The sequence below is a fragment of the Halobacillus sp. ABH2_015 genome, from assembly GCF_056158945.1.
Window position 1 is genome coordinate 1,250,146 of sequence record NZ_JBSWUG010000002.1, and the last position, 18,452, is coordinate 1,268,597.

Consider the following 18,452-nt stretch of genomic DNA (forward strand, 5'->3'; position numbering starts at 1 on the left):
GCATGCTGCATCAATCGGGCGCATTGACCAAGGAATATTTTAAGTCTTATATAAAGCTCGTGTTAAACAGTGGAGACCTCTCTATCGAACAAGCGCAGGAAATCGTCCTGCAGCGATTGTTCGGCGGTGACAGGTCTGCGCTGGGAGGAGAATCACTGGAAAACTTCCAGACAGCCTGTGAAGAAATAAAGCAGATAAAGCCTTCTTTATAAAAAAGAAGGTTTTTTTAATGATTGAGTTCAGGGGAATCTTTTGAAATAATTGGAATCGTAGAAGAGGAGGAAAACATATGTTTACGATGCATGTGGATGATGACGTAGAGCTGTCCATCCTGGAACCAAGACACGCGGATGCCTTGTTCAAGCTGGTCGACAGAAACAGGAGTCATCTTGGGATGTGGCTTTCCTTCCCAAACAAAACGAAGGAAGCGGACGATTCTGCTGCCTTTATAAGCAGGTCCCTGACAAGGATGGCCGATGGAAAAGGTTTCTGGGCCGGCATCCTGTATAAAGGAGAACTGGCCGGTTCCACTGGATTTCTATACATAGATGAGGAAACGGGAAGAACGGAAATCGGCTACTGGCTCGGAGACGACTTTACGGGCAGGGGGTTGGTAACGAAATCGGTCCGGAAGATGGTCGATTACGCATTTTTTGAGCTCGGTTTAAGAAAAGTGGACATTCAGACGGCCGTAGGAAATGGGAAAAGCAGAGCGGTCCCCGAACGGCTCGGATTCACGAAGGAAGGAGTCCTGCGTGAGTATGAATATTTGAACGGAAGCCATCACGACAGGATCGTTTATGGTTTGTTGAAAGAGGAGTGGGGGAAATTTTAACGAACGATTATAAGCTGAAAAAGATTCTGCGGATGGTCGTATTAGGAATGGGTCTAATGGTCATAACAGCCGGCATTTATCAAATCATTCATCCACATTCATCTTCTCCTTTTCGGTTTCTTTTACCACTTCAAATGGCAGCCTTAGCTGTTTATTGGAGTGTCCAAAGGAAGCTGGAAAGGTTTGGAGGTGATCAGTCATGAGTTATTCCATCAATCCGAAGAGGATCAGGGATACGGTCACACTTCTCTTTCCCCTTCTGTGGTTACTCCTCTCCAGCGCATTCGGTGCATCGATTCAACTGTTCCTGGTGATTCTATTATTCTTAGCGATGGGGAGTTTATTTCGATTTCAAATTGATATTCAGGATCAGCGATTGATTTATACCGTTACCTATCTGAAGAAGCGGGTGTTAAAGAAAGAACTGGTACCTGCGCATATCCAAACGCTTAAATTCTTCCGGACCGGGTGGAAAAAGAAAGCCGCTGCCATTCAAACCTATAAGGGCTTGAACATCCCGTTAGTGGTGATGACAGAGCCGGAGGGGTATGACGAATTACTGGCTTTTGGCAGGAGAAATCAAATCGATGTAGAAAAAACAAAGGACTACAGGCTTTTGGAACGGATGGATTCCTAAAAGGAAATGAAAGAGGAGGAGTTCTATGTATCGATCCTTTGTCGTATGTGTTCTTCTTTCCGTTGTTTTCATTTTTTCTGCCCTTGTTTCCTGGTATGAAGGAAGTGCGCTTCTGGATAAATCATGGGAATGGGCCCATTCTACTCCTTTTTCCCAAATGATCAACGGAGAGGTAAGGGGAGAGGAGCAGATCATCCAGCTGGATTACTTTGTATATGCCGCTAAGTTCAGTCCGCTGTTTCCGATGCTGATGTTCAGCAGTTTCATTTTATTGCTTTTGGCGGTGGGCTCCATCCTGACGAAAGGCCGGTGGAAAGGGTCGATGGTTTTACTGGCTTTGTTAGGGGCGGGGCTGTTCGCTTTCAGTTACCTCAGCTATGCTTCCTCCACAATTGGCGGACATCTCTTTTTTTACTTTGGAATAGCAGCCGGGATGTTTGCCGTGGGAAGTGCCCTGTTGATGTATGTCTGGTTCGGCCGGAGAACTGTGTAACAAAGGAGGATGTTCATTGGTACACCATATAGCAGCGGCGATCTATTTTTCTTTTTCCATGCTGCTGTTTGTCATCATAGAAATGGCGCAGAGCTTTCCGGGAATGTCATTCCGGTATGATTCCAGCGCTGTGCCCTGGCTGCCCTGGCTTCTTTTTGTGACAGGGCTGTTTTATTTAGGATGGAAGAAGATGAAAGAAGAGTAGAGGTTACGTTTAGGAGGTCGCGACGTATGAAAACCTATGTGATTTTGTTTGTGCTTTTATTAATTACACATACCATGACACTTGTGAACATTACAATTTTTGATGGTCAATGGAACGGCATGGTTCTGTTTTTCTCCAGCATTCTTTTTCTTATGGGAGCCGTGTTCTTTGGGACAGAATTCAATGCACGAAGAAAAATGAACACCTAAGGTCAGGAAAAGACTCCACCCCGCCATTATGGCGGGCTTTTTTATGGTTAATCTCTCACGATCTGCTGGTTTTTTTAAAGGTAATGACCTGCCTCTCTATCAACTGGAAGAGAGTATCCTTCAGAGAGATTAGCATTGAGAAATATGTATAAATTTGGAATAATAGATAGAGAGAATAATAGAAAAGGGATGAAGGGGATATGGCAGGAAGAAAACCACTGATCAAACGGATTAAATGGCCTGGCTGGGTCGTTCTCCTGCTGATTGCCGGTCTAATAGCAATGGGAATGGTAAAATGGCTCACGCCTGTATCTGGTCAAAGCAGCAGTGCCCCCTACCTCTATTTCCAGGAGGAGACGGAGGAAGCGGATACCTACACGCTCTCCATCAGCACCGCCTCCATGAAAGAGGATGAACAGAACGAGGCTGTCCAAGCGTGGATTGAACAGGAAAAAGAAAGCTTTTTCAACAAAGTGGAAAAGTATAACGGGGAGCTCGGTGACGGCAGACGTGCGCATTTAACCATTGAGGTTGATGCTCATCAGGGGCGCGGGGATACATACAGCTTTATTTTCCGCTCCCACAAAAGGGTGGAGGAAAAGCAGTCCGAGTCCAAGGTGCGGGTCTTTACACTGAACAGGGAAAATCAAAGCGTCACGCTTACGAACCTGCTGGATAACCCTGAAGCCGTCCGAGGGATTCAGGAAGGTGTGGAGAAGCAGTTGAAAAAGGAGAACCCTGATGGGGAGGCGCTTGCAGATATGATAAACCGTCCGGATGATTGGAACTGGTCCATACAAGGGAAAGATTTGACCGCTTATTTCAATCCGGAAGACCTTGGAATAGACAAGGAAGATTTTGTTCAAGTGAACGTATCGCTGGAAAGGATTCTTTCTTTTACAGACTCCGGACAAAAAGTGGTGGCGCTTACCTTTGATGATGGTCCAGACCGGAAAGTGACACCGGAAGTTCTGGATATCTTAAAGCATCACCATGCCAAAGCCACTTTTTTCATGATGGGGGAACAGGTGGATAAATATCCCGACCTTGCCAAAAGGGTGTCTGAGGAGGGGCATGAGATCGGTAACCATACCGACCAGCACAAGGATTTAACGAAGATTGGGATGCCGGCCGTCAAGAATGAAATGCAGGCGTCCCGTAAGAAAATTTCAAACGTCACAGGTCAGCAGCCGTCGGTTTTCCGCCCTCCTTACGGTGCTGTCAATGAAACCGTAGAGGAAGCGGCAAGGCACTTTGGGTCATCAGTCGTATTATGGTCCGTGGATTCCCACGACTGGAAAAGCAGAGATCCGGAGGCCGTGAATAAAGTGATCAAGGAAGAAGTCGTACCCGGCTCGATTGTCCTGCTGCATGATGTGCATAAGGAAACAGCCAAAGCTCTGCCGACGCTGCTGGACTATTTGGAGAAGGAAGGCTATCAGTTCGTGACAGTGTCTGAACTGCTTTCCATTCAAGGGTGAGAAGGAGAATGGTATGAAAAAGTTAGGGATATTTATGATACTCGGTCTTCTGTTGGCCGCCTGCTCGAATGAAGAAGGAGAACCTGAACAGAAGGAAGCATCGAAGGATACGCTGGCAGTTAAGCCGGCAAAATTGTCGGAGCGTGAAGAAACAATCATTTCCCATCTGGGCAGCGGATTCGAACGTTTTTACACTATAGAGGGGGAAATACCTGAGGGAGAGGGCTTAAAGACTACGACTTATGTAATCGAAGATGGAAGCGAACCGGAAGAACGGTTTTCATCATTCTCCGGAGAAGAAGGGGAGGAAATCTATAAAAAAGACCTCTTCAGCTTTCACCTCGGTGAAATGGAAGAACAAACGTCTGTGAGCGTCGGAACGATGGGGGGCCGGTCAGGAGGAACGATTCAGCTTCCGGACTCGTTAACCGGGTATTCATTTACTGGAATCGAGCAGGCCTTCAACATGGAAAAAGGGGTTTCCTATTATCCTGCTTATATGATTGCCGGTAAAGAGGATATGCTGCGTGTGCCGGGAATCGAAGATGCCCGGCAGATGCCGGATGCTGTGAAAGAGGCGGATTATGCGATCGTCTTTCAATTGGAATGGATCGATGATGAAACGTATGAGCCGTCCGGGACGTAAGGAGTAATGGGGCTTAGTTACAGAAAGAGCATGACTATGCCCCCGATCAGTAAAAGGATAGACACGAAGAGCAGGGCCATTTTCTTTGGACGGTCGAGTTTGTGAAAGAGCCGGAAGAACATGCTGTTCACCTCCATAAGGAAATCAGTCTTTGTTATACATACGCTGACCAACTTGATTAGGTTTCGGAATCATCTGGGTGAGGAAAAATATAGCAGATGCTTACTTCTTGGGAGGGGATTTGCTGTATGCAGACGATTGAGGATGTGAAGGTAGAAAGCGTCGATATTGAGCGTGTGCGACAGGCGAAGAAGCGGCAGCTTTTATTCTCCAATCTTTTGATGGGTGGGCTGCTTGGTTTCTATGCGGTTTGTGTGTTCAATCAATGGCCGGCGGCGTATGTATTAATCCTTGGTACAGTTGTTTTAATAGGCACAGCCATGTACAAGCTTTTCTCGTCATGGAGAGGAGAAGCTTGGGGATCCAAAGATATAAGAGTCATCGAGGCTTTTGAAAAGGAGCGGATGGGAAGGGAGAAGTGGCGCAGGAATAGAGGGATAGAAATTTCCATACTTATTGCTTTCCCTGTCATTGTCCTTGGATTTTTAGGACTTACTAATTTTGGGCGTCCACCTGCGGATCTCTTTTCCCTCTTTCTCCCTATGGGACTGACATGGGTATTAATAAACGCTCGAGAAATCGGAAACATCAAAAAGCTGTCCAAGTAAAGCCTTCGGGTTTAGGATTTTATCGCTTATAAGGAGTCCTTGTCATGATGAAATGGAAAGTCACCACATACGCTTTGACAGGCGGGCTTGTGGGAATGTTTATTGATGGAATAATGATCGGTGTTTGTGCCGGATGTCTGGTTTACATCGGCATGGTAGTCGAGAAACGCTTCGATTCATGAACAAAGGGGAGCGGATCATTTATGACCAAATCAGATAAAGCTTATGATAGAGAAAAGCTGAGGCAGGAGGATTTAAAAAGAAACAGTCCCGGCCGGGAACACGGCGGCGGACTGATGGATTTAGTCGGCAGCCTCGGCTGGAAAGGAACAGGACTGATTCTTGTCGGTTTGATTCTGGGCTTCATTCTTTTTTCGATCTTTCTTCGCTGACAAAGAACGGTGTTATACAGAAGAGGCTGCCTGCGACTGTCCAGGCAGCCTCTTCATTTTTAAAAAAACAGGGAAAGGCAAAAGCCTGCATGAAAATCAGGGTCCGTCATACACGCCTGGAGCCCATCTTGTTTGTTCTAGGATGATTCAAGCCACGTAACCAATGTTTTGATAATAATGTCCTGCTGTTCTTGAACAGGAATATCCGCTGGATTGTCCCCCTTTTGCTCTCCGTACCAGCCGAATTGGGCATGGTTGCCACCCTTAATTTCATAGAGGACAGCCATATCTGAAAGAAGCGGACTCTTTTCTTCGATATCTGTGAGCGTAGTCAGGCCATCCTTTTCTCCATAGATGGACAGCATTGGGATATCGGTTCCCGAAAAGTCATTTTGATCAGCCGGGTAGGAAGCCAGGAAAAACAAGCCGTCCAGTTGTTCTTGATTGTCATCGGCATAAGAGGCAGCGGCAACACCACCAAGGGAATGTCCTCCAATGAACCATTCATCAAGGGGCGAGTTTTCCAGCATTTCATCCGCTTTTTGTGCTTCTAGGATGGGAAAGTTGAACCTCATGGACGGAATTGCCGTCAGGTATCCCTGTTCCCGCAGTTGATTCCCAATATAGCTGTACGCTTCGGGTTCGACTTTCGCTCCAGGATATAGCACAACCCCGGCCTTCGGCTCCCCGTCCGGTTCAAAGATTACCCAGTCTTCCTGACGCTCTGGAATGTCTGATAGTTGGTCCGAGGGTTCGTATGTCTGCTCCGCCCATATATAGAAAGCTCCAAAGGCAAGCAGAGCGAGGGTGAACAGACCAGCAAGGATATACAGAAGCCATTTTTTCATAAGCCTTCTCCTTCTCTTCATCTGTTGTTATTCTATTCTACTAAAGACTTTACAAAAAAGCCGCTTTGATGAATGGCGGATCCTGTGTTGTGTGTTTTCTACAAAAGAAGGAAGACCTGCACGAGGCAGGTCTTCCTTTATTCGTGTGCTGATTTCATCAGATCTTCTGTTACGGAAGGACCGACCGCTCCTGTTCCGCCTAAAATGGTGAAGTGACGGATGCCGAGCTCCTCTGCTGCTTCTGCAATGGAAGCATCAAGGTAATCAGGAGGAACAAGCAGGAACGTGCTGTTTTCTTTAGCCGCCAGGATCGATCCTGTCAACGCATCGGCGAAATCTGAACCGGTAGCTATAAATGCCCGGTCTGCCGGATTCAACTCCTTAGCAATCAAGGCTGAAGTTTCATAACGATTGTCACCTCCGTAACGGACGGCTGAAGGGAGCGCATGAAAAACTTCATCAGAGATAACACGCGTGCCGCCGACCGCTATCGCAGCATCCACATCGGTAAGGGCCAGGGCCGTCACGTCGGGGAGTTGGGTGTCTTTCGTAAGTAAGATTGGGTGGCCCTCTCCAGCAGCGTAGGAGGCGATGGCCAGGGCATCAGGGAAATCCATACCATTCGCTACTACAGCTTGTTGAGGATTTCCGTTCAAGACAGCAGCAATATTAGCTGCCGTTACAAACCGGTCTTTACCACCAATACGCTGAACGGTAAGGCCGATGCCCTTTAACTGACTTTCAACAAAAGGAGAGACCGCTTCTGTACCGCCGAGAATAACGGCTTTGTCCGCTCCGAGTCGCTGGATTTCTTCCCTGAGCTCAGCTGGCAGGCGTTCCTTTGTCAGCAGGATGGGCGCATCCATATGGTAGGCAAGTGGCGAGCCTGCCAGTGCATCTGGAAAATGATCCCCCCTGGCAAGGACGATGGTGTCTGATTCGTCCCAGCCCTGTTTAGAGATTTCAACAGCTGTTTCATAACGGTTCTCTCCGGCAATCCGGTCTGTGGCAATAGGGACGAATGGTTTGACCGCTTTCCAGAACTCCTCAGCGATCCGTTCATAGCCCTTTTCACCAGGATGGACGTTCTGCGGGTTCGGGAGATAGGCGTCATAATTCTCAGCCACTGCCTCAAAAGTAGCGACATAGTCACTTCCTGATGCAGACGCCACCTTCTGGATGGTTTGGTTCAATGCGTCCATCAACTGAATGAACTGCTGCTGGTCTTCTTCAGGGTAGGCAGGAAACGAATTGTAGTAGCCCATAAGGAAGATCTTCGCATCCGGATTGACGGTTCGAATCTGACGGACGACTTTTCCATAATTCTCGCCCACATTCTGCAGGATTGATTGAACGACTTCCGGATTTTTAAGCTCGTCAGGGTCTTTACTGAATACCTGTAAAAAATCGTTGGCTCCAATACTGATCGTAATCAAGTCGGCTTCAGAGGCTGATTTGAGAGCCTCCTCATTGGTCTGCATCTGACTGAGCAGCCCTTCCGAGGTGAGGCCGGGGACAGCATAGGCCTTCGTGAACGTTTCCAGCCTGTCGACGTTTTCCAAATCGTTGGCTAAAAAGTCGGCATAGCTGAGTCCTGCAGAACCGTCGGATTGAATACCGTAGGCGAGGGAATCACCAAGCGCCGTGTATCTCCATTTTCCGTTTTCAGTTGATTCTGCTGCCCATCCTTGGGCAGGGAAAATCAGCAATGACACAAGGAAAAGGATGGACCATAACCAACGCCGCTTCTGTTTGCTTCTATACACTTGCTTTCCTCCTTCTCACGTGATCTTTATAGAAAGAACGTGTGTTTTATATATTTGCGCTTTTTTCCTTTATACCTGCAAACCGTCGAAAAGAAAACCCGTTTTTGTTCTCAGTCACAATGGAATATATTGGTTGTTTTATGATAAGGTGAACGTAATGGAAGGAGGGAGGCCGATGATACCAGCACTCCTGATTATTATGATCTCAGTGGCCGTTGATTATTTCTGGCTTGATGTGGACAGAAAAAGGTGGGGTTGGATGAAATCGTGGAGCCGCTCCAAGAAAGCGTTGTTTCTCTCCGGGTTCCTGTTCGTTTCCATCCTTATCTATACTGGTATGGGCTGACCTCGGGAAATGGGATAACCCTCAGCTTTGGAGGGACGGTGTGGAAAGATTGATTTTGGAATAAAAGGGGAGGATCCAATGACTTCTGTTCCTATCCGGTGGATGCTTGTGTTTGTCCTTAGTTTATTGGCGACGCTGGGCATCTATTATACGATGAATTTCAGTTATTTGGATTATAGTGTAACCGACAAAGATCAGCTCGTTATCCATGAAGGATGGAAAGAACCCGGGCCAATCATGAATTCAAACGTTTCCGGTGAAGAGGCTGGTTTAAGTAAGCTTGGCACACATATGGAAGCCTTTAACCAATGGGTGCTCGTGGCAGCGGTTCTCCTCCCGGTTTTCATAGCAACATACGCCGTATTGACGAGTAGGAAAGCCCTCGGCAGACATCCCAGGAAAAAGGGGCTGTTGTGGGTAACAATTGTTCTCCATACAGCTGTCTGTGTGTTTTTCCTCATCCAGTGGATCCGTTATGCGGACCTGATCAATACGACCGTACATAACGTCATGTTCAAGTAACCCCTCTGAAAACAGGGCTGAAGGGTAAAGAAAGCATCGCAACTATCGGTCGAACCCTTTCATAAGCTGGCAGCTCTCTATCCATAGCAGCGATTTTTCTCGTAATGGGAAGGTCCTGGCAAGGCCATAGAGAGGTCCGGTGCCATGATCGTTTAGAAAAAGAGAAAAAGGGGGCGTGAAGAATGCCTGTATGCAGAAATTGTGGGCATGAATGGCCTTGGAAAGATACCCAGAGGCTGTCCATACGCAGGGATCGCGGAGCGGTCTGCCAGTTCTGCGGCGAGAAGCAGTTCCAATCCCGGAAAAGCATGCGCAAAGTATCGCTTTTTCATATGATGCCATTATCGGTCCTGCCGTTTGCCCTTGTGATGGATGTCTCGATAGCTGTTGGACTGGCTCTGCTTTTTACAGCGGAAGCCGGCTTTTTAACCGCTTTTCCATGGATGGTGGAACTGACGAGTAAAGAAGAAGCGCTTTGGTAAAGTAAACGTCTGTTGGGAAGATCCCCCGCAGACGTTTCTTTTTCCCTTCCGCTACCAAAAAACTCTCCTTTTTCATCAGACTCCTGTTCGAGTGAAGATGAGGTTTTGTATATCCAAATAAATAGACGTCGCTAACCAATACTTAAACCTGATCATTAGGTGTGGTTACGAGGAGCGTTTGGTGGTGACGCCTGCGGGAACAGCGCGAGTCGAAGATCCACTTGGGCAGATGTTCTTCCTGCCCAAGTTAGCTGAGGCCGTGCCCGCGGCAAGCACCCACCGATAAGCGGAACGTGACCATCAACACGGCACAAACAGAAATGGTTGTCCCGAGTAGGATCCAACGATTGTATGCGGAAAGGGAATGGTCAATGTTCCTGGAGACAATGGACATACAAACGTTTTCCATCAAATGAAAAGACCTGCCGATATGGCAGGTCTTTGCTTAGTCAGCTTGCTTTCCGGCTGCTGTGATGAGGTTTCATCAAATAATCGTTAAAGAACGAATCGGTCTCTCTGACAATCACTTTATAAAGCAGCAGGAGCGCGATTAAGTTCGGAATCATCATAAGCGCGTTGGCCATGTTGGCGAAGGCCCAGACAAGATCCAGCTGCATGACAGCCCCCATGAAAGTGGCCCCGACGTAAACAAGACGGTAAGGCACGATATACTTCAATCCAGCCAGGTATTCAAAGCATTTCTCCCCATACATATACCAGCCTACAATCGTTGAGAACCCGAAAAAGATCACCGAAAAGGCGACGATATATTCCCCGACAGTTCCCAGCGCATGACCGAAGGCTGCACTGGTAAGCGCACCACCGTCAAGGCCGGACGCGTGCTGGACGCCTGAAATATCTCCGCCGGACGGGTCCCAGAATCCGGTCATGAGAAGGACAAGTCCTGTCATTGTACAAACGATGATCGTCACAATAAACGTACCGGTCATCGCTACAAGCGCCTGTTTTACCGGGTGGTCGGTTTTGGCATTCCCCGCAATCAAAGCAGCTGTACCAAGTCCTGCTTCGTTGGAAAAGATTCCTCTGGAAACCCCGCTCCGGACAGCTTCCATAACGACGACACCAGCAAAACCGCCGACCGCAGAAATAGGTTGGAAAGCGTAGGTGAAGATCATCTCAAACGCCGGTATGATCGCATTGTAGTTCATCGTAATTATCAGCAGGGCTCCGCCTATGTACAGAAAAGCCATGACCGGTACAAAAAATCCGGCCACCGTACTGATCCGCTGAATCCCGCCGAAAATGATCAGGGCCGTAAACAGGACGAGCACCGTTCCCGTAATCCAGCCATTGATATGAAAACTTTCGTTCATCACATCCGCAATGGTGTTGGACTGCACACTGTTGCCGATCCCGAGTGCAGCAAAGGCACCGAAGAAGGCGAAAGCGACAGCGAGCCATTTCCACTTGCTTCCAAGCCCGCGTTCCACGTAATACATCGGTCCCCCGGAGTATTCGCCATTTTCATTTTTTACGCGGTATTTCATGGCAAGCAGGGCTTCAGCATACTTGGTAGCCATCCCGAGAAGACCGACAATCCACATCCAGAAGATCGCTCCAGGCCCACCGAGTGTCAGTGCCGTAGCCACACCGGCAATGTTTCCATTTCCGATTGTCGCCGATAAAGCCGTCATCAGCGTTTTGAAGTTACTGATATCTCCTTCGGCACTTTCGGTTTGATCCGTTTTTTCCTCTTTTGTGAAGGCGAGCTTGAAGGCATAAAAAAGCTTTCGGAACTGCAGTCCCCGCAGCATCACCGTTAAAAATAAGCCTGTCCCGAATAATAGTATAAGACTGGGTGTTCCCCATAGGACATCGTTGATTTGATTTAATAGTTCCAGCATGAAATCCCCCCTGAAATCGGTTGATACGTTGTTGTGTGGTGGATGTAAACGGTTTCTCCTTTCACACTTTACCATTCCTGTTTCTATAACTATTTGTGTAGATGTGAAATTCTAAGCGCTTACATTTGTAAAAAAACACAAAAGTTTGTAGAAAAGAGGAGAATGGTGGGGACCGACCTTTTAGAATCGCTTTAAGTTTAAATATTCTAATAATTTAAACTGGTATAGACAACTATAAGGGGATGGTGGTACGATAGCTTCAATGAAACGTTTTCATATTTTAGAGGAGGTACACCATCATGTTGAACTTTTTACAAAGAATCGGAAAGTCGCTCATGTTTCCGATTGCTACGCTGCCGGCTGCTGCCCTGCTTGTCAGGCTCGGGATGGAGGATTTTCTCGATCTTCCGTTCATTACAGCAGCGGGAAACGGAATTCTAGGCAACCTTGCCCTTATATTCGCCATCGGAATTGCGATGGGTTTGTCGAAGGATGGAAGCGGAGCCGCCGCTTTGGCGGGTGCCGTCGGGTATCTGGTTCTTGATAATGGAATCGGTGCCATAAATGAAGATGTAAAGATGGGCGTTTTTGCCGGGGTGATCGCCGGGATTGCGGCTGGTTTGCTTTACAACCGCTACAATGATGTGAAGTTCCCGGAATTTTTATCATTTTTCGGAGGAAAACGATTTGTACCCATCATTACGTCCGCGGTTATGGTTGTCGCCGCTTTTGTTCTGGGTTATGTCTGGGTCTATCCGCAGGCCTTGTTGGATTCAACAGCGGACTGGATATTAAATGGTGGAGCCGCTGGTGTCGGTATTTACGGATTCTTAAACCGTCTGTTGATTCCAGTCGGACTGCACCATGTGATGAATACATTGATCTGGTTTGATTTTGGTACGTTCACAACAGAAAGCGGAGAGGTCGTGCGCGGGGAGATCAACCGCTTCTTGAACGGCGATCCGTCTGCAGGAAGCTTCCTGGCCGGATTCTTCCCTGTCATGATGTTCGGTCTGCCGGCAGCTTGTCTCGCTATGTATGCCGCAGCGAAAAAAGAACGCAAGGCAGCCGTCGGGGGGATGTTCCTCAGTATCGGTCTGACATCGTTCCTGACAGGTGTAACAGAGCCGATCGAATTTTCCTTCATGTTCCTGTCTCCACTCCTTTATGTTGTACACGCTGCTTTAACAGGAGTATCGATGATTCTGGCCTACCTCTTTGATGTTCGTCACGGTTTTGGATTTTCTGCCGGGTTGATCGACTACGTATTGAATTACAATATTGCCCAAAACCCGTTCACTCTTATTTTGATTGGCTTGTTTATGGCTGCCGTCTATTTCTTTGTTTTCTACTTCCTGATCATCAAATTAAACTTGAAAACACCAGGTCGTGAAGACGATGAAGAAGTGCAGACAGAGGTGGAAGATGGAGCAGACGAATATGAAGCCAAAGCTTATCATTATTTAGAAGCTCTTGGTGGTAGAGATAATATTGAAACGCTCGACTATTGTACAACCCGTCTACGTCTTGAAATGAAGGACCGTGACATTGTCAATGAACCCGCTTTGAAGCGTTCCGGCGCCCGCGGCGTAATGAAGATCGGCCGTAACAATCTGCAGGTCATCGTTGGAACGACGGTGGAGTTTGTAGCGGAAGCTATGAAGAAACAGATGCAGAACCCAGGAATGACGGTTTCCTCTGCTCCAAGGGCCGAAAAGGAAAAAGCTCCTGGATCTACCGGACGAACATTAAACAAAGAAGAGTTCGCCATGCCGGTCAATGGACGAATTCTACCGCTTGAAGAAGTACCGGACCAAGTCTTTGCAGAAGGCATGATGGGGCCGGGTCTTGCAGTGGAACCTGCCGACGGCACCATCACTTCTCCGGTAAAAGGAAAAGTAGTCCAAGTCTTCCCGACGAAGCATGCGGTTGGTCTGGAAACAGATAAAGGTCTTGAACTGTTGATTCACGTTGGTCTGGATACGGTGAAACTTCAAGGGAAAGGATTCGAAGCTCTTGTTGAAGCCGGCGGTCTTGTCGATCAAGGAACGCCGTTATTGCAGGTGGCTCTTGATGACGTGAAGAAGGAAGCACCGTCCGTCATTACACCGATTATTTTCACGAACCTGGAGAATGAAGTCGTCCATGTGCTCAAGCAGGGAACAGCAGATCGTGGAGATAAAGAGATTGTGGAAGTCACCAGTGAAAAGGAGGACGATGGCAATGAATGAAATGGTCATGACGAATGTGGACATCGTTTTCACTGACCGTACCATCTCATCCGGCTCTGTGCGGATCCAAGAGGGGAAAATCGCTGAAGTTTCGACTGGGACACTGAAAAGCTCTGGAACAGTTGTTGATGGGAAAGGCCGGAGGATGCTCCCTGGGTTCATTGATGTACACATCCATGGAGCGGCTGGGCATGACGTGATGGATGCTGTGCCGGAAGCGCTCCATGGCATGAGTGTACAGCTGCCGGAAGAAGGAACGACCAGCTTCCTTGCGACGACGATGACCCAGTCACGCGAAAACATAACGAAAGCTATCAGAAACGCTGGGGCATTCAAGGAATCCCAGGTCCCCGGCGAGGGTGCCGAAATGCTCGGCATCCACTTGGAAGGTCCGTTCATTTCAGAGAAAAAGGCCGGCGCCCAGCATCCGGATCACATTATCAAACCATCCGTCGAGTTGTTTCACGAATGGCAGCAGGAAAGCCGCGGTCACATCAAGCTTGTTACGGTTGCCCCTGAAACCGAGGGGGCCTCTGCTTTCATTGAAGACGTGAGCCGGACAGGTGTGGTCTGCTCGCTCGGTCACAGCGATGCGCGTTTCGATCAGGTAACAGAAGCCGTCGAAAAAGGAGCGCGTCATGTCACGCACTTGTACAACCAGATGAGCGGCCTGCATCACCGGGAGCCCGGACTTGTAGGCGCCGCCTTTATGAATGACCGTCTGCTCGTGGAAATGATTGTCGATCATATTCATGTCCATCCGGATGCCGTCAAATTAGCGTATCAGAATATCGGAAGCGAACGGTCGGTTTTGATCACAGACGCGATGCGTGCCAAATGTCTTCCGCCGGGGACCTATGATCTTGGCGGGCAGGATGTTTTTGTAGAAAACAATGAAGCCAGGTTGTCCGATGGAACCCTTGCCGGCAGCATTTTAACGTTGGAGGAAGCCGCTAAAAAGATGAAACAGGACGCTGGATTGTCATGGCAGGAACTAGTCAGTATCACTTCCTGGAACGCCGCCGTCCAGCTTGGTGTCGAAGACCGTAAGGGGAGCATCGAACAAGGAAAGGATGCCGACCTTGTGCTGTTGGATGAACAAGGAAATGTCACCCTTACCATGTGCAGAGGAACGATCAGCTACAACGCAGAGGAGGGGCAGTAATGGAAATCATCGTTACGAACAACTATGAGGAACTCAGTAGAAAAGCGGGAGAGATCATTGACAGCCAGGTGAAGAAAGACCCTGCCTCTGTCCTCGGTTTAGCTACAGGCAGCACACCCCTTGGAACGTACAGGGAGCTTGTAAAGAGTTATGAAAAAGGAGAGACGGACTACAGCCAGGTTTCTACGTTGAACCTGGATGAATACGTCGGCTTGAGTCCGGATCACCATCAAAGCTACCGCTGTTTTATGAACGAGCATCTCTTTGACCTGGTGAACATCCAGAAAGCCAACACCTACATTCCTGATGGCAAGGCAGGGATCCTTACTGAGGAGTGTGAACGGTATGAGCAGGTCATTGATCAGATCGGCCCGCCGGACCTGCAGCTGCTTGGCATCGGCGAAAACGGCCATATCGGTTTCAATGAGCCGGGAACGTCATTTGAGAGCGGCACCCATGTCGTGGAATTGACGCCTTCTACGCGTCAGGCGAATGCCCGTTTTTTTGATACAATGGAGGAAGTACCGACGCATGCGGTTACGATGGGGATTCAATCCATTCATAAAAGTAAAAAAATCATTCTGCTGGCCTCCGGAAAGCGCAAGGCTGAAGCGATCCGTCAGCTGATTTACGGGGAGAGGGATGAGCAGTTTCCGGCTTCCTCCTTGAAAGAGCATCATGATTTGACGCTGATCGTCGACCGTGAGGCTTATGCGTTAGTAAACGAGAAAGGGTGAGGGATTGTGCTGAAAAAGAATCATCCGCTCCCGATGTATTATCAAATTGAAGAGTTTTTAAAGCAGGAAATCAAGGAAGGAACGTTCCATCCGGGAGATATGATCCCTTCGGAAAGAGAGTTGTCGGAACGCTTTCAAGTGAGCCGGATGACCGTCAGACAGGCCGTATCCAACATGGTCAACGACGGCATCCTGTACAGGGAAAAGGGAAGAGGAACGTTCGTCGCAGAAAAGAAAATTGAACAGCCTCTGAAAGGGCTGACAAGCTTTACCGAGGACATGAAGCTGCGCGGCATGAGTTCATCCAGCCGTCTGTTATCGTTTGATGTAATACAGGCCCCTCAGGACATTGCCTCTAAATTGAACCTTGAAGATGGCGGGGAGGTGTATGCCGTCAAACGAATCCGATTCGCTGACAAACAGGCGATGGCAGTGGAAACGTCTTTTCTTCCTGTTTCTCTGCTTCCGGATCTTACAGAGGAAATCGTCCAGGGATCGATGTATGAGTATTTGGAGAACGTGCTTGATTTTAGAATTAGTCATGCGCGTCAGGAGATTGAAGCCCGTGCGGCCGATGAAAAAGACAGTGGAGATCTTCATATTGAAGCCCACTCGCCTGTTCTCCATATTGAGCGTTGCAGTTATCTTGATAACAAAGTTCCGTTCGAAGTCGTCAAATCCACCTACAGGGCGGATCGCTATAAGTTCATCAGTGATATTGAGCGGTAAGGAGGATGTCATGAGTTACTTATTGGATGTGACCCGCCGCCTGCAGTCATTGGCAGGGCGCCAGTCAGAGGCTTTTGAAGCCATCAGTCGTCGTTATGCGGAAGTAATCAGCAGGGGCGGTGTGATTCATACGTTCGGTTGTGGGCATTCCAGTTTGATTGCCCAGGAAGCGTATTACCGGGCCGGCGGTCTCGTTCCGGTCCGTCCGATACTCATCGAGCCGCTCATGCTTCATAAGGGCGCCGTGCAGGCAAGCCAATATGAAAGAACCCCCGGTTTTGTCGGTCCGTATCTGGAAAAGGAAGACGTACAGCCTGGAGATGCGGTACTGATCATCTCCACCTCAGGCCGAAATCCGGCTCCAGTGGAAGCAGCGGAATTTTTCAGGGAGATGGGTGTGTACACAACAGCTCTGACATCGCTCCGTTATGCTGACTCCCAGCCTTCCCGGCTGGATTCCGGGAAGCGGCTGGAAGATAGGGCTGAGGATGTGATTGATATGGAAGTTCCGGTCGGTGACGCAGTCATGAAAGGGAAGGAAACGGATCATTCCCCCGTATCCACGGTACTTGGGACGGCTATCATCCACGAGCTTTTGACCCGCACCATTCATCACTTGGAGGAGAGCGGTAAGGAAGTGCCGATATTCAAAAGCGGGAATGTAGATGGCTCTGACGAACATAACCAAAGAATGATGAAGCATTATACCCAGATTCGTTTTTAACGTGAAAGCACGTTTTCAGTATGCATGGCGGTTCGTGGAATAAGGAAAATCAAAAATCCCGTCCGGTGAACAGGTTTCGTTCACCGGACGGGATTTTTGTGTTCAGCCTTTTAAGTTGCTGCGGATATACTGGATGATTTTCCTCAGTTCTGTCGGTGCCGGACGACCGAATGGACTCGTCTGTCTCTGCTGGTACAACACCCGTCCCTCAGCATCGGTCAGAAAGTAGGCCGGGTCTCCGTGCGTGCCGTGGTCTTCGTAAGGCGCATCTTCATCGTGGAAGTGCACCTGGTAGTCTTTTAAAAACTGGAAGTCCGTATCATTCAGCACAGGAAAGCTGAATTGATGCTCCTCCTGCATTTTTTCAAGATCGGCTTTTTCGTCGTGAGTCACAGTAATCAGATGGATCTTTTTATCGTTGAAGTATCCCTGGTCCTTTTCCAGCTGATCGAGCTCGCTCATGCAGGCAGGGCACCACGATCCACGGAAAAATATAATCAAATGCCAGTGATCCTCGTCATGGCTTTTTAAATCCTCAGAGAAACAGAATTCCCCGCCGGTAATTTTCGGAAGGGTGAAATCAGGCGCTTTGTCATTCAATTTGAACATTCATACACACTCCTTCATCCATTCTTCTCTCCTAAAATGCCCACATTCAAATGTAAACATGTGTAAAGATTTTGTCATTTACCTTACAAATTGGAAAAAGCAGGATTAAAATAAAGGCAGAAGGGAAAAAGGATTCAATATACTTATAAGGAGGTTTGAAACGATGGCAGATTTGAAAGCGCTGATCTTGAACTGCAGCTTAAAGAAAACATCGGATGAAACATCTCATACCGAAGCTCTCGGGCGGGAGGTACTCGATATTCTGGAGAACGAAGGGGTACATACGGAAACGGTCCGTCTGGCGGATTATCATATTCCAAACGGCGTGGCGAAGGACCTCGGGGGCGGAGACCAGTGGCCGGAGATTTTTGAAAAGGTCAAAGAAGCGGACATCCTTCTGATCGGAACACCGCTCTGGCTCGGGGAGAAAAGCAGCATCGCAAGCGTGGCGATGGAACGTTTGTATGGAAGCAGCAGTGAAACGAATGAAAAAGGGCAGGCGGTCTACTACAACAAAGTCGGAGGCGTCGTCATTACCGGGAACGAAGATGGAGCGAAGCACGCCGCTGCCTCCATTATTTACGGGCTTTCCCATATCGGTTTCGTCATTCCGCCGAATGTGGATGCCTACTGGGTCGGAGAAGCCGGTCCCGGCGCGTCTTATCTGGATGAAGGCGGCGGACAGGAGAATGAGTTTACAAAAGGTCATGTGAAGATGCTTGCCTACAATACGCTACACCTGGCCCGTATTTTCAAGGAAAACCCTATTCCTGCTGTTGGGAATACCACAGAGTAAAAGGAG

The 18,452-nt window shown here is 48.4% G+C and carries 24 protein-coding genes; 20 read left to right on the plus strand and 4 right to left on the minus strand.

Annotated elements, in window-relative coordinates:
* Positions 1-2 precede the first annotated feature (2 nt).
* The 11 genes from ACXAD6_RS06610 to ACXAD6_RS06660 all read left to right on the plus strand — a co-directional run bounded on the left by ACXAD6_RS06610 (position 3) and on the right by ACXAD6_RS06660 (position 5,626).
* A complete protein-coding gene (locus ACXAD6_RS06610) occupies positions 3-212 on the plus strand; it encodes a hypothetical protein (protein WP_474968191.1) in 210 nt (69 codons plus the stop codon).
* 77 nt (positions 213-289) lie between these two features.
* Positions 290-835: a GNAT family N-acetyltransferase gene (locus ACXAD6_RS06615; RefSeq protein WP_474968192.1), complete on the plus strand. Its 546-nt coding sequence runs from the start codon at positions 290-292 to the stop codon at positions 833-835.
* Positions 836-1,034: 199 nt separating this feature from the next.
* Positions 1,035-1,472, plus strand: coding sequence for a hypothetical protein (locus ACXAD6_RS06620; RefSeq protein ID WP_474968193.1), 438 nt, complete (start codon positions 1,035-1,037; stop codon positions 1,470-1,472).
* Positions 1,473-1,497: 25 nt separating this feature from the next.
* The gene (locus ACXAD6_RS06625; protein ID WP_474968194.1) at positions 1,498-1,965 is read left to right on the plus strand and encodes a YjdJ family protein; all 468 of its coding nucleotides are present in this window, start codon (positions 1,498-1,500) and stop codon (positions 1,963-1,965) included.
* Positions 1,966-1,981: 16 nt separating this feature from the next.
* A complete protein-coding gene (locus ACXAD6_RS06630) occupies positions 1,982-2,170 on the plus strand; it encodes a hypothetical protein (RefSeq protein ID WP_474968195.1) in 189 nt (62 codons plus the stop codon).
* A 26-nt stretch (positions 2,171-2,196) separates the two neighbouring features.
* The gene (locus ACXAD6_RS06635) at positions 2,197-2,379 is read left to right on the plus strand and encodes a hypothetical protein (protein WP_474968196.1); all 183 of its coding nucleotides are present in this window, start codon (positions 2,197-2,199) and stop codon (positions 2,377-2,379) included.
* Between the two features lie 200 nt (positions 2,380-2,579).
* Complete coding sequence (locus tag ACXAD6_RS06640) at positions 2,580-3,860, plus strand: polysaccharide deacetylase family protein (RefSeq protein ID WP_474968197.1); 1,281 nt, start codon at positions 2,580-2,582, stop codon at positions 3,858-3,860.
* Between the two features lie 13 nt (positions 3,861-3,873).
* On the plus strand, positions 3,874-4,506 hold the full coding sequence (locus ACXAD6_RS06645; RefSeq protein WP_474968198.1) for a hypothetical protein: 633 nt from the start codon (positions 3,874-3,876) through the stop codon (positions 4,504-4,506).
* A 248-nt stretch (positions 4,507-4,754) separates the two neighbouring features.
* Positions 4,755-5,234 (plus strand): hypothetical protein, encoded by a 480-nt coding sequence (locus ACXAD6_RS06650; RefSeq protein ID WP_474968199.1) that lies wholly within the window; start codon positions 4,755-4,757, stop codon positions 5,232-5,234.
* Between the two features lie 44 nt (positions 5,235-5,278).
* Positions 5,279-5,416 carry a hypothetical protein gene (locus ACXAD6_RS06655; RefSeq protein WP_206932209.1) on the plus strand — a complete coding sequence of 46 codons (138 nt, stop codon included), beginning with the start codon at positions 5,279-5,281 and terminating at the stop codon, positions 5,414-5,416.
* A gap of 21 nt (positions 5,417-5,437) precedes the next feature.
* Positions 5,438-5,626, plus strand: a complete 189-nt coding sequence (locus ACXAD6_RS06660; protein WP_474968200.1) for a DUF6366 family protein — start codon at positions 5,438-5,440, stop codon at positions 5,624-5,626.
* 137 nt (positions 5,627-5,763) lie between these two features.
* Here the strand turns inward: ACXAD6_RS06660 and ACXAD6_RS06665 are convergent, their stop codons facing one another.
* Positions 5,764-6,474 (minus strand): alpha/beta hydrolase, encoded by a 711-nt coding sequence (locus ACXAD6_RS06665; RefSeq protein WP_474968201.1) that lies wholly within the window; start codon positions 6,472-6,474, stop codon positions 5,764-5,766.
* Between the two features lie 137 nt (positions 6,475-6,611).
* Complete coding sequence (locus ACXAD6_RS06670) at positions 6,612-8,240, minus strand: cell wall-binding repeat-containing protein (protein ID WP_474968202.1); 1,629 nt, start codon at positions 8,238-8,240, stop codon at positions 6,612-6,614.
* A gap of 175 nt (positions 8,241-8,415) precedes the next feature.
* On the opposite strand from ACXAD6_RS06670, the gene ACXAD6_RS06675 reads away from it, so the two are divergent.
* From ACXAD6_RS06675 to ACXAD6_RS06685, 3 genes are all read left to right on the plus strand, one after another.
* Positions 8,416-8,586, plus strand: coding sequence for a hypothetical protein (locus ACXAD6_RS06675; protein WP_474968203.1), 171 nt, complete (start codon positions 8,416-8,418; stop codon positions 8,584-8,586).
* Between the two features lie 78 nt (positions 8,587-8,664).
* On the plus strand, positions 8,665-9,108 hold the full coding sequence (locus tag ACXAD6_RS06680; RefSeq protein WP_474968204.1) for a hypothetical protein: 444 nt from the start codon (positions 8,665-8,667) through the stop codon (positions 9,106-9,108).
* A 182-nt stretch (positions 9,109-9,290) separates the two neighbouring features.
* Positions 9,291-9,590 carry a TIGR04104 family putative zinc finger protein gene (locus ACXAD6_RS06685; protein ID WP_474968205.1) on the plus strand — a complete coding sequence of 100 codons (300 nt, stop codon included), beginning with the start codon at positions 9,291-9,293 and terminating at the stop codon, positions 9,588-9,590.
* Positions 9,591-10,039: 449 nt separating this feature from the next.
* Here the strand turns inward: ACXAD6_RS06685 and ACXAD6_RS06690 are convergent, their stop codons facing one another.
* Entirely contained in the window at positions 10,040-11,455 is a 1,416-nt protein-coding gene (locus ACXAD6_RS06690) for an alanine/glycine:cation symporter family protein (protein WP_474968206.1), read from the minus strand.
* Between the two features lie 299 nt (positions 11,456-11,754).
* Here ACXAD6_RS06690 and nagE point away from each other — a divergent pair, with 299 nt between their 5' ends.
* The 5 genes from nagE to ACXAD6_RS06715 are packed head-to-tail and all read left to right on the plus strand — an operon-like array spanning position 11,755 to position 17,041.
* Positions 11,755-13,686, plus strand: a complete 1,932-nt coding sequence (nagE, locus tag ACXAD6_RS06695; RefSeq protein ID WP_474968207.1) for an N-acetylglucosamine-specific PTS transporter subunit IIBC — start codon at positions 11,755-11,757, stop codon at positions 13,684-13,686.
* Positions 13,679-14,851 (plus strand): N-acetylglucosamine-6-phosphate deacetylase, encoded by a 1,173-nt coding sequence (gene nagA / locus ACXAD6_RS06700; protein WP_474968208.1) that lies wholly within the window; start codon positions 13,679-13,681, stop codon positions 14,849-14,851. The genes nagE and nagA overlap by 8 nt, the downstream gene beginning before the upstream one ends.
* Positions 14,851-15,588 carry a glucosamine-6-phosphate deaminase gene (gene nagB / locus ACXAD6_RS06705; RefSeq protein WP_474968209.1) on the plus strand — a complete coding sequence of 246 codons (738 nt, stop codon included), beginning with the start codon at positions 14,851-14,853 and terminating at the stop codon, positions 15,586-15,588. Before nagA ends, nagB begins: the two co-directional genes overlap by 1 nt.
* 6 nt (positions 15,589-15,594) lie before the next feature.
* A complete protein-coding gene (phnF, locus tag ACXAD6_RS06710) occupies positions 15,595-16,317 on the plus strand; it encodes a phosphonate metabolism transcriptional regulator PhnF (RefSeq protein ID WP_474968210.1) in 723 nt (240 codons plus the stop codon).
* A 10-nt stretch (positions 16,318-16,327) separates the two neighbouring features.
* On the plus strand, positions 16,328-17,041 hold the full coding sequence (locus ACXAD6_RS06715) for a sugar isomerase domain-containing protein (protein ID WP_474968211.1): 714 nt from the start codon (positions 16,328-16,330) through the stop codon (positions 17,039-17,041).
* Positions 17,042-17,143: 102 nt separating this feature from the next.
* On the opposite strand, the gene ACXAD6_RS06720 is transcribed toward ACXAD6_RS06715, so the two are convergent.
* Complete coding sequence (locus ACXAD6_RS06720) at positions 17,144-17,650, minus strand: peroxiredoxin family protein (RefSeq protein ID WP_474968212.1); 507 nt, start codon at positions 17,648-17,650, stop codon at positions 17,144-17,146.
* 163 nt (positions 17,651-17,813) lie between these two features.
* On the opposite strand from ACXAD6_RS06720, the gene ACXAD6_RS06725 reads away from it, so the two are divergent.
* A complete protein-coding gene (locus ACXAD6_RS06725) occupies positions 17,814-18,446 on the plus strand; it encodes a flavodoxin family protein (protein ID WP_474968213.1) in 633 nt (210 codons plus the stop codon).
* Positions 18,447-18,452: the final 6 nt, after the last annotated feature.

Coding starts and splice junctions, on each gene's coding strand:
- ACXAD6_RS06610 (WP_474968191.1), top strand. CDS start 3: ATGCTGCATCAATCGGGCGCATTGACCAAGGAATATTTTAAGTCTTAT.
- ACXAD6_RS06615 (WP_474968192.1), top strand. CDS start 290: ATGTTTACGATGCATGTGGATGATGACGTAGAGCTGTCCATCCTGGAA.
- ACXAD6_RS06620 (WP_474968193.1), top strand. CDS start 1,035: ATGAGTTATTCCATCAATCCGAAGAGGATCAGGGATACGGTCACACTT.
- ACXAD6_RS06625 (WP_474968194.1), top strand. CDS start 1,498: ATGTATCGATCCTTTGTCGTATGTGTTCTTCTTTCCGTTGTTTTCATT.
- ACXAD6_RS06635 (WP_474968196.1), top strand. CDS start 2,197: ATGAAAACCTATGTGATTTTGTTTGTGCTTTTATTAATTACACATACC.
- ACXAD6_RS06640 (WP_474968197.1), top strand. CDS start 2,580: ATGGCAGGAAGAAAACCACTGATCAAACGGATTAAATGGCCTGGCTGG.
- ACXAD6_RS06645 (WP_474968198.1), top strand. CDS start 3,874: ATGAAAAAGTTAGGGATATTTATGATACTCGGTCTTCTGTTGGCCGCC.
- ACXAD6_RS06650 (WP_474968199.1), top strand. CDS start 4,755: ATGCAGACGATTGAGGATGTGAAGGTAGAAAGCGTCGATATTGAGCGT.
- ACXAD6_RS06655 (WP_206932209.1), top strand. CDS start 5,279: ATGATGAAATGGAAAGTCACCACATACGCTTTGACAGGCGGGCTTGTG.
- ACXAD6_RS06660 (WP_474968200.1), top strand. CDS start 5,438: ATGACCAAATCAGATAAAGCTTATGATAGAGAAAAGCTGAGGCAGGAG.
- ACXAD6_RS06665 (WP_474968201.1), bottom strand. CDS start 6,474: ATGAAAAAATGGCTTCTGTATATCCTTGCTGGTCTGTTCACCCTCGCT.
- ACXAD6_RS06675 (WP_474968203.1), top strand. CDS start 8,416: ATGATACCAGCACTCCTGATTATTATGATCTCAGTGGCCGTTGATTAT.
- ACXAD6_RS06680 (WP_474968204.1), top strand. CDS start 8,665: ATGACTTCTGTTCCTATCCGGTGGATGCTTGTGTTTGTCCTTAGTTTA.
- ACXAD6_RS06685 (WP_474968205.1), top strand. CDS start 9,291: ATGCCTGTATGCAGAAATTGTGGGCATGAATGGCCTTGGAAAGATACC.
- ACXAD6_RS06690 (WP_474968206.1), bottom strand. CDS start 11,455: ATGCTGGAACTATTAAATCAAATCAACGATGTCCTATGGGGAACACCC.
- nagE (WP_474968207.1), top strand. CDS start 11,755: ATGTTGAACTTTTTACAAAGAATCGGAAAGTCGCTCATGTTTCCGATT.
- nagA (WP_474968208.1), top strand. CDS start 13,679: ATGAATGAAATGGTCATGACGAATGTGGACATCGTTTTCACTGACCGT.
- nagB (WP_474968209.1), top strand. CDS start 14,851: ATGGAAATCATCGTTACGAACAACTATGAGGAACTCAGTAGAAAAGCG.
- ACXAD6_RS06715 (WP_474968211.1), top strand. CDS start 16,328: ATGAGTTACTTATTGGATGTGACCCGCCGCCTGCAGTCATTGGCAGGG.
- ACXAD6_RS06720 (WP_474968212.1), bottom strand. CDS start 17,650: ATGTTCAAATTGAATGACAAAGCGCCTGATTTCACCCTTCCGAAAATT.
- ACXAD6_RS06725 (WP_474968213.1), top strand. CDS start 17,814: ATGGCAGATTTGAAAGCGCTGATCTTGAACTGCAGCTTAAAGAAAACA.